Raw genomic sequence first — 10,979 nt, forward strand, 5'->3', positions numbered from 1 at the left:
CTTTAGCGGTCGGAGTCGGGTAGTTTACAGGACAATCCCTTTCACGACAACAGAAGAGATCCCGGAGCTGTTCTGCTTAAGACCTAGGGAGTCGGTGTGGCAGAGGGGATGCGCAGCTCCACAGCCGTATCCAGGCGAGAGCGTGGGGGTGGGGCTTCTCCCTGAGCCAGTTCTAGGTACTGGGCCAGCGGGTGATGCTCCTTCCAGCGGGATCCCACCTCAGCAGCCATCTGGGTGACTTGGATTTGATAAAGCTGGGCCAGCTCGGCAGCATTGAGGTTGCTCCGCTCCACCTGATCGCGACTGGCCTCGGCCAGGATATCTACCACAAGGTTGCCTTGCTCATCAAACCGCCACAGTTCCAGGCGGCTGCGGGAACGCAGGCTCAGCTCCGTTGGCGAAGCCGGTCGGGTGAGGACATCGACGCGGGCGATGACGATGGCTTCCAGGCCCAGGTAATCGAAAAATTGGCCCACCGCCTCCGGCTTGCGGCGATCCCACTCAAACAGCTCGTAGATGGGCCAGCCCACCTTCTGCAAAATGGGCTGAATGCGACGGTTGTCCAGAGGCACCACCTTCTCGCCGTTGGGGATCAAGCCCAGACGCACTGCCTCTATGGCCAGGCGCTGGCCCAACAGTTGGGTGTGCTCCAACCCTCCCACCCCCAAAATGCCAAGGCGACGACGGGGTTGAGGCCGAATGGGCACCTGCAAAACCACATCCACAGGGGTGGTCAGGCCCGCTTGCAGGAGGATCTCCTGCTCTGCCTTTTCATAGTCGGGGTGCCACACCGTCAACAGCCAACGCCCGGCTGGGGCTTGGTCTAGCTCAAAAGCGCCCCGCTCATCGGTTTGAATCGGCTGATTGGGGTTCTCCATGCCCTCCAACTGCACCTGTGCCCCCGCCACAGGTTGTCCCACGCTGTTGCTCACCTGCCCCACCAGCCGTGCTGTTCCCTGGGGCTGCCCTCTGTTTTGGGAGGGAAACAACGGCGTCAACCGCGGAATGGGGGTGGCCGGAGCCTGAGCCAGCGCTCCTGAAGCCAGTGCCAGCCAGCCGCAGAGGGCCAGACTGCCTGTTCGCGAGAGCGTTGCGTAGCGATAGCTAATCCTGTGCCGGAGAGGATGAAAGAAGAAAAAAGGCATGGCGAAGGTTGCATCCGGTAGTAGCAGTCGGTTCTATTCTGCTCCGCACCCCTGACGCGAACAGGGCAAGATCCTGCTGCAGGGATCCTCACCCCGAAAAGGGGTTGTTGGTTTGCCATTGTTGGACAAACACCGGCACCATGTTGCGCACCTGCAGCCGAAACAGGCCCGCTGCCGCATCTTCAAACATCGGATCCCCGCCCACATCATCCCGCCCATAGGCTTCGTAGTAGCGAGCCCGATCCCCAGGTCGATCCCTCTGCAAGTCCACCACCACCACCACCCCGCGGCTGCGCAGCTGGTTGGGGGTGAAGTTGGGAATTTCCACCGGCACCGTCGGGGCCACAAAGCGTAAGGCTGTATTCAGCAGAGAGTTGCCCTGGCGGTTGTAGTCCCGCGAGATCTGCATCTGGGTCAAGAGGATATAGCGCAATCCCAGGGCATCCCCGATGGCCTTCAGCTTGGCCAAATCGGAGGTGTAGCGCTCATCCCGATCCAACAAAGTCAGGCCCTGGGTGAGGGGCAGAAGCGGCTCAAACCGAGGATCCGGCCCCAAAGGCCCCTTCAAGAGGATCACCGGTCGCTGGGGCTGCAACTCCTTCAGGGCCATGCTGAGGTGGCGGGCCAGCTCATCCGAGTAAACGGGTTCATCCGGCAAAAGGCCAATGCCCTCCGGCTGGCGGGTCGGTTCCCCTGGCGGCAGGCGAATATCCTGAGTGGAGACAAAGCCGGCCCGGACTTCCACCTGGGTGCTGGTCAGGGGAAAACCCGGCACCTCCACATCCACCAAATACAGGCCGGCCGGCAGTTCCGGCAGCACGTAAGTGCCGTCGGCAGCAATGCGGACGGTTTGCCTGGGTTGGGTTGGCGTGGCGGCCAGGTGCAAAACCCCGGTCTGAACGGGTTGGCCGGCAATATCCAGCACCCGCCCGGTCACCACACCGCGGTTGCCTGGAGAGGGGACTCCCCCGTTCAGGACCTCTGTCCCGCCGTCGCCAACTTGAGCCTGAATATCCTGCAAACGGCGCAAAGCTGGGATCCCTGCTGCCACCACCCACAGATCCCGACCGTCTAACATCACCAGACCCGTCGGTTGTCCCTGCAGCCGCAGTGAGGCTGCCAATCGCCCCGTCTGCAAATCCACCAGTTGCAGGCGGTCGCTATCGCGGGAGGTCACGTAAGCCCAACGTCCATCAGGGGAAAGGGCCAGCCGCGTCGGTCGCCAATCCAGGCCAACCCGCTGCAGGGCCTCGCCGCTGCGGCTCAGATCCAGCACTGTTAGATCTTGGCTGCCCGAGTTGAGCACCACCAAGCGTTGCCGTTCGGCATCCAGGGCCATGGCTTCCGGAGTATGACCGCCCCGCCAACGGGCCAACAGCTCCCCATTGTCCGGGTTGACCACCAGCAAACTGAGGGGATCCTCCCCGGCTAGACCCACAAACAGGGATCCCCGCTGCGCATCGTAGGCCAGCGCCAAGGGGGGGCCGGGCATCGGCAAATTGCGGGCTTGCGGCTGCTCTGAGGGGTCGCTTTGGCGTTTGTGCTCCGCACCGCTGCTGCGAAGGGGAGCAGCCATCACCGCCAAACTCTGGGCAGAGGGCAGGGAGGCAAAAACCCGCCCTGTGGCCGCATCCACGGCAATATCCAAAACCCCTGCCGGCAACCCATAGGCCTGAATCAGCTCCCCCGTCAGCAGATCGAGGGCCACCAGCCCAGGGGCATTGGGGCCAGAGGCATAGACCACCTGCCGTGCCTCATCCACCCGCACCACACTGGGAGCAAACCCCACCGCCACCTGCCACAGGGGATCCCCGCTGGCCCCATCCAGCAGAGTCACCGCCTGCTCCTCCAACAGCCCAACCGCGACCCAGCCCCGATCCGGTACCCCATCGATGCGATCGGCAGAGCTGCGCAAGGGCAAAAGCCAATCCCCCTCTGTCCTCAGGCCGTTCCCATCCGCAGAAAAGTTCCTCCCAGCAGAGGAAGAGCCTGCCTCCGGCAAAGGGATCCCTTGCCCCAACACAGGGGATCCCAGCCCCAGCACACCACTCAGCACAACCAGCCATTGCCACCGCATGGCCTTCTCCACCCCACAGTCGCGCCTACTTTGACTCAGGAGATCCTCGCCCAACCAGCATAGCCAACCCGACTGTCCGCTCGCTGTCAGCAAACCCAAACACATTTTGACAGGTTGCCCAGACGAACATAGAATGGATATTCGCTGGTTTTGTCAGGATCAACCATGAAGGTGCGGCCTTCCGTCCGTCGGATCTGTGAGAAATGCCGAGTCATCCGCCGCCATGGTCGGGTGATGGTGATCTGTTCTTCCAACCCCAAGCACAAGCAGCGGCAGGGCTAGAGGTTCGATGCAGGATGTGTCCAGCCTGCAATGGGAGACAGAGGCAAAGGCTTCCGACACAACCGAGCAAAACGTTGGCTAGACCTCTCGGTGAGCATGGATCCCAAGACCGGCATCTCTACAGCAACATTTCTCTGAATGAGGATCCCATCTCAGGCAGGCAACTCAATCCTTACTGGGCAAGTGTGTTCGAGTTGGTTTGATTTGAAAGGTACCCCTGACTATGGCACGGATTGCGGGAGTTGACATCCCCCGAGAAAAGCGAGTGGAGATTGCCCTGACCTATATTTACGGCATTGGGCTGACCCGCTCCCGCCAAATTTTGGCGAAGACCGGCATCAATCCGGATACTCGTACCCGCGACCTCACCGACGCTGAGGTGGCCGCCCTGCGAACGGTGGTGGAGGGCGAATACCAGGTGGAAGGGGATCTGCGCCGCCAGGAGGCGATGAACATCAAGCGGCTGATCGACATCGGCACCTATCGAGGTCGTCGCCATCGCCTGGGTCTGCCCGTGCGTGGTCAGCGCACCCGCACCAACGCCCGCACCCGCAAGGGGGTCAGGAAAACGGTGGCCGGCAAGAAGAAAGCTCCTGCCAAGAAGTAGTCGCTCGGCTTTGCGCGGAAGGCAAAACTCTTCCACCATCCCGAATCCCAACCCCAAACAGTCGATTGCAAGGACACCTGGATCATGGCTCGGCAGCAACGGCGCGGACGTAAAGTCAAAAAGAACATCCCCAATGGGGTGGCCTACATTCAGTCCACCTTCAACAACACCATCGTCACCATCACGGATCCCAACGGCGATGTGGTGTCTTGGGCCTCGGCAGGTTCTACGGGCTTCAAAGGGGCCAAAAAGGGCACTCCCTTCGCCGCCCAAATGGCAGCAGAAAGTGCGGCGCGTCAAGCCATGGAGAACGGCATGCGCCAGATCGAAGTGATGGTGAGCGGGCCGGGAGCCGGTCGGGAAACCGCCATTCGCGCTCTACAGGCAACGGGCCTGGAAATTACTCTGATTCGAGATATTACTCCCATTCCCCACAACGGTTGCCGTCCTCCCAAGCGGCGGCGTGTCTGAAGGATCCCGCGTTGAGGGCTGGTCGAGCGTCTGTAGGGGGTTTTCTCCAGAGCTACGCCATGCCCCAGCGAAGGTCTGCCCAAGCGTGAGATGACCTCGAAGTTTCATCAGTTCTCCAAACGGATATCGAGCCAGACGGACGGGGCCACCATGACGATTCAAACCAGCCGAACCCTCTCCCACTCTCTGGGCAGCAGAGCGAGCGCAAGTGCTGTTGCCTACCAGACCGAGTGTGTTGAATCTCATCGGGATGATAACGGCGTTCACTACGGCAAATTTGCTTTGGGGCCGCTGGAGCGCGGCCAAGGGATCACGGTGGGCAACGCTTTGCGGCGGGTGTTGCTCTCCAATCTGGAGGGGACGGCGGTGACTGCTGTACGCATTGCCGGGGTGACCCACGAGTTTTCCACGGTGCCGGGGGTGCGGGAAGACGTGATGGAGATCCTTCTAAACATGAAGGAGCTGGTGCTGCGCTCCAGTTCCCCCGAGACTCAGGTGGGCCGCTTGGTGGCTCAGGGGCCAGGGGAAGTTACTGCTGAGAAGCTGCAATTGCCCAGCGATGTGGAGGTGATCAACCCCCGTCACCACATTGCCACCCTGGCGGAAGGGGCGATTTTGGAAATGGAGTTCATGATTGGCCGGGGACATGGCTACCGCGCCGTCGATTACTCCGACAGCAAAGCGATGGCGATTGATTTTCTGCAGATCGACTCTGTCTTCATGCCGGTGCGCAAGGTGAACTACGCTGTGGAAGCAGCTCGGGTGGGCCAATTCCTGGAAAAAGATCGGCTAGTATTAGAAATCTGGACCAACGGCAGCCTCACCCCGCAAGAGGCCCTCAGCCAAGCGGCCCGCATTTTGGTGGGCTTGTTCGCACCGCTGCAGGAGGTCAGCTTCGATGCTCCTGTGCCGCCCAAGCCAGACGAGGACAACCAGAAAAACCAGATCCCCATCGAGGAGCTGCAGCTCTCGGTACGGGCCTACAACTGTCTGAAGCGAGCTCAGATCAACACGGTGGCCGATCTGCTGCTCTATACCGAGGAAGATCTGCTGGAGATCAAAAACTTTGGCCAGAAGTCTGCCGAAGAGGTGGTGCAGGCTTTGAAAGCCCGCTTTGGTCTGACACTGCCCCGCACCCGCGAAAAAGGCAAGGCCTAGAGTTTAGGTTCCGTCTCAAGCATCTGCACCGCTAGCACAACCGCGTCAAAACGCAAGGATCCCCGAAGAGTGTAGGACACAAGACAGAGGTTACCATGCGCCACCGCCGTCGTACCCCCCACCTCAATAAGCCCGCCGACCAGCGCAAGGCCCTGATGCGGGCGCTGACCACGGCTCTGCTGCGGGAAGGGCGGATCACCACCACCAAAGCCCGCGCCAAAGCCATTCGGGCCACCACCGAGAAGATGATCACCCTGGCCAAAGAGGGATCCCTGGCGGCGCGGCGACAGGCGCTGGCCTACATCTACGACAAGGAGCTGGTGCGCTCCCTGTTTGAGCAGGCTCCTGAGCGCTACCGGGATCGGCCCGGTGGCTATACCCGCATCTTGCGCACCGTGCATCGGCGGGGGGATGGAGCAGAAATGGCGGTCATCGAGCTGGTGTAGCGGAAAGGGATCCATGCCGTACCGTCGCATTGCCCTGAGAATTCAGTACCTCGGCAGCAGGTTCTATGGCTGGCAGCGCCAGGCAGCCCGCCGTACCGTGCAAGGGGTGCTGGAGGAGGCGATTGCGTCGCGGGCGGGGCATCCGGTAACCCTCTATGGGGCCGGTCGCACCGATACAGGGGTTCATGCTGCAGGCCAGGTGGCCCACTTCGACACCACCTCCGGCATCCCTGCGGCGGAGTGGTCGAGGGTGCTGAACGACTGTCTGCCGGAAGATGTGGTAGTGCTGGCTTCTGCTCAAGTGCCTGACTCCTGGCACGCCCGCTTTTCGGCTCGCTGGCGCCGTTACCGCTACCTGATCCTGAACCGGGAGCGACCGGATGTGTTCTGGCGCCTCTTTAGCTGGCAAGTGCGTTGGCCTCTGCAGGTGGAGCCGATGGCGGAAGCCCTGAATTCCCTGCTGGGGGAGCACAGCTTGGAAGCCTTCCGGCGGCGGGGATCGGATCGGCCCCACTCGCGGGTACAGGTGCAGGAGGTGCTCTGCCAGCGGCTGGGGGACTTGATCAGCATCGAGGTGCAGGCCAGCGGCTTCCTCTACCGGATGATGCGGCTCTTGGTGGGATCCCTAGAGGTGGTGGGCCGGGGCCAGCTCAGCCCGGCACAGTTTGTCCACCTGTGGCAACACAACGACTGGAGCCAGATGCGCACCCGCTACAGCGCTCCTCCGCAAGGGCTGTGCCTGACGGATGTGGGCTATGCTGCGGATCCCTTCGGTCAACAGTTCGCCCACTCGCCGCCCTTTTGGGCCTTGCCCACAGAGCCTCCCTCCGCCCTCCGGTCGCCGGCTGCGTTGGCCCATTCCTGCGGTTGATCTGGGCGATCTCCAAGCTTGTCCTGATATGTTTCCTTGGCTGCCATGAACAAAACTCCCCTTCCCAACCCCGAGACTCTGGCGCCCCGCTGGTATCTGGTGGATGCTGCCAATCAGCGCCTGGGCCGCTTGGCTGCCGCTGTGGCCACCCTCTTGCGGGGTAAGCATAAACCGGACTTCACCCCTCACCTGGATACGGGGGACTATGTAATTGTGATCAACGCTGAGAAAGTGGTGGTCACCGGCAAAAAGCGCACCCAAAAGCTCTACCGCCGCCACTCCGGCCGTCCTGGCGGCATGAAAGTGGAAACCTTTGCCCAACTGCAGGCGCGCCTGCCGGAGCGGGTGGTGGAAAAAGCGGTCAAGGGAATGTTGCCCCACACCCGGTTGGGCCGGCGGCAATTCACCAAGCTGAAGGTTTACGCCGGGCCACACCACCCTCACGAGGCGCAGCAACCTCAGGTTTATCCGCTCAACACGATCCCAGGAGCCAAAGCATGACTCAAGCGAGCAGCCAACGAGCCGTTTATTGGGGAACCGGACGCCGCAAAACCGCCGTTGCCCGCGTGCGTCTGGTGCCCGGCACGGGCAAAATCATCATCAACGACAGGCCGGGAGACCAGTATCTGCAGTACCAAGAAGCCCTGCTGGCCGGTGTGAAGGGGCCGCTGGAGATCCTGGGACTGGAAAACTCCTACGACATCTTGGTGCGAGCCCATGGCGGCGGCGTTCACGGCCAGGCGGATGCGATCAAGCTGGGGGTGGCGCGCGCCCTCTGTGAGGTGGATCCGGCCAATCGCGGCCCCTTGAAAGTCGAGGGTTATCTGAAACGGGATCCGCGCGCCGTGGAGCGGAAGAAATACGGCCTGCGCAAGGCCCGCAAGGCTCCCCAGTACTCGAAGCGCTAGGGATCCCTGCCGTTGTTTTTAGAGGAAGATGTTGATAGACAAGGGTATAGAAACAGGCCCAGAGGAGGAAAGGGTTATGCCCAAGAAAGGATTGCACCCGCAGTGGTATCCAGAAGCCAAAGTCATCTGCAACGGCGAAGTGGTGATGACGGTGGGATCCACCAAGCCGGAGCTCAAGGTGGATGTTTGGTCGGGCAACCATCCCTTTTTCACCGGCAGCCAGAAGATCATCGACAGCGAAGGCCGGGTGGAGAAGTTCATGCGCAAATACGGCATGAGCGGTGGCAAAAAGGCCAAGTAGAGGTTCCCCCATCTGGGTGTGGGCAATACTTGGATTCCTGGGTATCGCAAGTCTATGGCTTCTGCTCAACTGATCGACCAGCTTAAGAATGTTGAAGCCACCTTTCAGGAGCTGACGGTGCGCTTGGCCGATCCGGACGTGGCCACGGATCCGGCTGAGCTGCAGCGGATTGCCAAGGCCCGCTCCTCCTTGGAGGCCACCGTCCAGGCTTTTCACGACTGGCAAAAGCTGAATCGCGATCTGCAACAGACGGAAGAGCTCTTGCGGGAATCGGCCTCCGACCCGGAGCTGGAGGCGATGGCAAGAGCGGAACTTGAGCAACTGCGGGCCCGCCAAGAACAACTGGAGGAAAAGCTCACCCTGCTGCTGCTGCCCCGGGATCCCAACGACGACAAGAACATCATGTTGGAGATTCGCGCTGGCACCGGTGGGGAGGAGGCGGCGCTGTGGGCGGCGGATCTGGCCCGCATGTACACCCGCTACGCCGAAAAGCTGGGCTGGTCGGTGCGTCTGGCGAGCCTCTCGGAAGGAGAGCTGGGGGGCTACAAAGAGGCGATCCTGGAGATTCAAGGGGATCAGGTGTACAGCAAGCTCAAGTTTGAAGCCGGCGTGCATCGGGTGCAGCGGGTGCCCGTCACCGAAGCGCAAGGCCGTGTCCACACCTCGACGGCCACGGTGGCGGTGATGCCAGAGGTGGACGAGGTGGAGGTGGTCATCGACCCGAAAGACATCGAAATCAAAACGGCACGTTCCGGGGGGGCAGGCGGCCAAAACGTGAACAAGGTGGAGACGGCGGTGGATCTTCTCCACAAGCCCACCGGGATCCGGGTGTTTTGTACCGAGGAGCGTTCCCAACTGCAGAACCGCCAGCGGGCCATGCAGATTTTGCGGGCCAAACTCTACGAGATGAAGCTGCAGGAGCAACAGGCCTCCATCAGCTCTGCTCGGCGCATGCAGGTGGGAACGGGATCCCGCTCGGAAAAAATTCGCACCTACAACTACAAGGACAACCGCGTTACCGACCACCGCCTCAACCAGAATTTCCCTCTGCAGCCCATCTTGGATGGGGAGCTGGACGACTTGATCCAGGCTTGTATTGGCCTTTACCAAAAAGAGCTGTTGGCGGAGCTATCCTAGGCCAAACTGAGTTACCGCCAGCGGATGGGATCCCTTCTCGAGGACCTTTCCTCTGCCGAGCTAGCGGTAGAATAAATACCCACGTCGAGTGCCTAAACCCCCATGCTGGCCGAATACCGCCAACACGCCGCTGCCCGCGAGGCCCAAGGGATCCCGCCGCTGCCCTTAAACGCTGCCCAGACCAGCCAGGTGTGCGAGCTCCTGAAGGCCCCGCGTGCCGGCGAAGAAGCCTTTTTGTTGCACCTCTTAACAGAGCGCGTCCCGCCGGGGGTCGATGAAGCCGCCTATGTGAAAGCGGGCTTTTTGGCGGCTGTGGCCAAGGAGGAGGTTGAATCCCCGTTGATCACTCCCCTGCGGGCGGTGGAGCTCTTGGGCACCATGCTGGGGGGCTACAACGTCCAGGTTTTGCTGGATCTGTTGCGGGATCCCCGGAGTGAGATTGCAGCGGCAGCAGCCCGCGCCCTCAGCCACACCCTGCTGGTTTTCGATGCCTTTCACGACGTGCTGGAGCTGAGCCAGTCCGGCAATGCCTATGCCCAACAGGTGATCGAGTCCTGGGCCAAGGGCGAATGGTTTACCGCCAAAGCTCCTCTGGCCGCAGCAATCACTGTAACAGTGTTCAAGGTTGCCGGCGAGATCAACACCGATGACCTTTCCCCCGCCGCCCACGCCACCACCCGCCCGGATATCCCCCTCCACGCCCAGGCCATGCTGGAGTCCCGCGCTCCGGGATCCCTGGCCGCCATTGCCGAGCTGAAGCGCCGCGGCCATCCGGTCGCCTTTGTGGGGGATGTGGTGGGCACCGGCTCCTCCCGCAAATCCGCCCTCAACTCGCTGCTCTGGCACATCGGCCACGACATTCCCCATGTGCCCAACAAGCGGGCCGGCGGGGTCATCCTGGGGGGCACCATCGCGCCCATCTTCTTCAACACCGCCGAAGATGCCGGGGCCTTGCCCATCCAGTGCGATGTCTCCCGCTTGGAAACGGGCATGGTGGTGACGATCTACCCCTACGAGGGCGTCATCCGCTCGGAGAGCGGCCAAGTTCTCTCCACCTTTTCCCTGCGGCCCGTGACCCTCCCCGACGAAGTGCGGGCGGGGGGACGTATTCCCCTGTTGATTGGCCGTGCCCTCACCGACAAAACCCGCCAAGCCTTGGGTTTGCCTCCCTCGACCTTGTTTATCCGCCCCACTCCACCGGCAGACACCGGCAAAGGCTATACCCTAGCGCAAAAAATCGTGGGCAAAGCCTGTGGGCTGCCGGGCGTGCGCCCGGGCACCAGTTGTGAGCCCCTCATTACCACGGTGGGATCCCAGGACACCACCGGCCCCATGACCCGCGATGAGCTGAAGGAGCTGGCCTGTCTGGGCTTCAACGCCGACCTAGTGCTGCAGAGCTTCTGCCACACCGCCGCCTATCCCAAGCCGGTGGACATCCAGATCCACAAAGAGCTGCCCGACTTTTTCGCTTCCCGCGGGGGCGTTGTCCTGCGTCCCGGCGATGGCATTATCCACTCCTGGCTCAACCGCATGCTCCTGCCGGATACCGTCGGCACCGGGGGCGACTCCCACACCC

General features: G+C 61.7%; 13 protein-coding genes. 11 read left to right on the forward strand and 2 right to left on the reverse strand.

Annotated elements, in window-relative coordinates; genetic code table 11:
• Positions 1–83: 83 nt before the first annotated feature.
• Both NW815_RS04495 and NW815_RS04500 read right to left on the reverse strand, forming a co-directional pair.
• Entirely contained in the window at positions 84–1,145 is a 1,062-nt protein-coding gene (locus NW815_RS04495; protein ID WP_414351124.1) for a carboxypeptidase-like regulatory domain-containing protein, read from the reverse strand.
• A gap of 88 nt (positions 1,146–1,233) precedes the next feature.
• The gene (locus NW815_RS04500; RefSeq protein ID WP_414388125.1) at positions 1,234–3,222 is read right to left on the reverse strand and encodes a carboxypeptidase regulatory-like domain-containing protein; all 1,989 of its coding nucleotides are present in this window, start codon (positions 3,220–3,222) and stop codon (positions 1,234–1,236) included.
• 165 nt (positions 3,223–3,387) lie between these two features.
• Between NW815_RS04500 and rpmJ the strand changes: the two genes are divergently transcribed.
• The 11 genes from rpmJ to NW815_RS04555 form a co-directional block, all read left to right on the forward strand.
• Positions 3,388–3,504, forward strand: coding sequence for a 50S ribosomal protein L36 (gene rpmJ / locus NW815_RS04505; protein ID WP_011433187.1), 117 nt, complete (start codon positions 3,388–3,390; stop codon positions 3,502–3,504).
• 223 nt (positions 3,505–3,727) lie between these two features.
• Entirely contained in the window at positions 3,728–4,111 is a 384-nt protein-coding gene (gene rpsM, locus NW815_RS04510; RefSeq protein WP_011433188.1) for a 30S ribosomal protein S13, read from the forward strand.
• An 84-nt stretch (positions 4,112–4,195) separates the two neighbouring features.
• Positions 4,196–4,582, forward strand: a complete 387-nt coding sequence (gene rpsK, locus NW815_RS04515) for a 30S ribosomal protein S11 (protein WP_011433189.1) — start codon at positions 4,196–4,198, stop codon at positions 4,580–4,582.
• A gap of 150 nt (positions 4,583–4,732) precedes the next feature.
• Entirely contained in the window at positions 4,733–5,740 is a 1,008-nt protein-coding gene (locus NW815_RS04520) for a DNA-directed RNA polymerase subunit alpha (RefSeq protein WP_414331185.1), read from the forward strand.
• 95 nt (positions 5,741–5,835) lie between these two features.
• A complete protein-coding gene (gene rplQ, locus NW815_RS04525; RefSeq protein ID WP_011433191.1) occupies positions 5,836–6,186 on the forward strand; it encodes a 50S ribosomal protein L17 in 351 nt (116 codons plus the stop codon).
• A 13-nt stretch (positions 6,187–6,199) separates the two neighbouring features.
• A complete protein-coding gene (gene truA / locus NW815_RS04530; RefSeq protein ID WP_414331177.1) occupies positions 6,200–7,057 on the forward strand; it encodes a tRNA pseudouridine(38-40) synthase TruA in 858 nt (285 codons plus the stop codon).
• A 45-nt stretch (positions 7,058–7,102) separates the two neighbouring features.
• A complete protein-coding gene (gene rplM / locus NW815_RS04535) occupies positions 7,103–7,558 on the forward strand; it encodes a 50S ribosomal protein L13 (protein ID WP_414388123.1) in 456 nt (151 codons plus the stop codon).
• Entirely contained in the window at positions 7,555–7,965 is a 411-nt protein-coding gene (rpsI, locus tag NW815_RS04540; protein WP_414388121.1) for a 30S ribosomal protein S9, read from the forward strand. Before rplM ends, rpsI begins: the two co-directional genes overlap by 4 nt.
• 76 nt (positions 7,966–8,041) lie before the next feature.
• Complete coding sequence (rpmE, locus tag NW815_RS04545; RefSeq protein ID WP_011433195.1) at positions 8,042–8,266, forward strand: 50S ribosomal protein L31; 225 nt, start codon at positions 8,042–8,044, stop codon at positions 8,264–8,266.
• 54 nt (positions 8,267–8,320) lie between these two features.
• The gene (gene prfA, locus NW815_RS04550; RefSeq protein ID WP_011433196.1) at positions 8,321–9,403 is read left to right on the forward strand and encodes a peptide chain release factor 1; all 1,083 of its coding nucleotides are present in this window, start codon (positions 8,321–8,323) and stop codon (positions 9,401–9,403) included.
• A 102-nt stretch (positions 9,404–9,505) separates the two neighbouring features.
• Positions 9,506–10,979 (forward strand): bifunctional aconitate hydratase 2/2-methylisocitrate dehydratase (locus tag NW815_RS04555; protein WP_414415757.1); only part of this gene is annotated, 1,474 nt, incomplete at its 3' end.

This window comes from Synechococcus sp. R6-7 (assembly GCF_047461695.1).
Taxonomy (GTDB): Bacteria; Cyanobacteriota; Cyanobacteriia; order Thermostichales; family Thermostichaceae; genus Thermostichus.

What these genes read in the sequence shown, in the direction of transcription:
- NW815_RS04495 (WP_414351124.1), bottom strand. Translation starts at nt 1,145, where the DNA reads ATGCCTTTTTTCTTCTTTCATCCTCTCCGGCACAGGATTAGCTATCGC.
- NW815_RS04500 (WP_414388125.1), bottom strand. Translation starts at nt 3,222, where the DNA reads ATGCGGTGGCAATGGCTGGTTGTGCTGAGTGGTGTGCTGGGGCTGGGA.
- rpmJ (WP_011433187.1), top strand. Translation starts at nt 3,388, where the DNA reads ATGAAGGTGCGGCCTTCCGTCCGTCGGATCTGTGAGAAATGCCGAGTC.
- rpsM (WP_011433188.1), top strand. Translation starts at nt 3,728, where the DNA reads ATGGCACGGATTGCGGGAGTTGACATCCCCCGAGAAAAGCGAGTGGAG.
- rpsK (WP_011433189.1), top strand. Translation starts at nt 4,196, where the DNA reads ATGGCTCGGCAGCAACGGCGCGGACGTAAAGTCAAAAAGAACATCCCC.
- NW815_RS04520 (WP_414331185.1), top strand. Translation starts at nt 4,733, where the DNA reads ATGACGATTCAAACCAGCCGAACCCTCTCCCACTCTCTGGGCAGCAGA.
- rplQ (WP_011433191.1), top strand. Translation starts at nt 5,836, where the DNA reads ATGCGCCACCGCCGTCGTACCCCCCACCTCAATAAGCCCGCCGACCAG.
- truA (WP_414331177.1), top strand. Translation starts at nt 6,200, where the DNA reads ATGCCGTACCGTCGCATTGCCCTGAGAATTCAGTACCTCGGCAGCAGG.
- rplM (WP_414388123.1), top strand. Translation starts at nt 7,103, where the DNA reads ATGAACAAAACTCCCCTTCCCAACCCCGAGACTCTGGCGCCCCGCTGG.
- rpsI (WP_414388121.1), top strand. Translation starts at nt 7,555, where the DNA reads ATGACTCAAGCGAGCAGCCAACGAGCCGTTTATTGGGGAACCGGACGC.
- rpmE (WP_011433195.1), top strand. Translation starts at nt 8,042, where the DNA reads ATGCCCAAGAAAGGATTGCACCCGCAGTGGTATCCAGAAGCCAAAGTC.
- prfA (WP_011433196.1), top strand. Translation starts at nt 8,321, where the DNA reads ATGGCTTCTGCTCAACTGATCGACCAGCTTAAGAATGTTGAAGCCACC.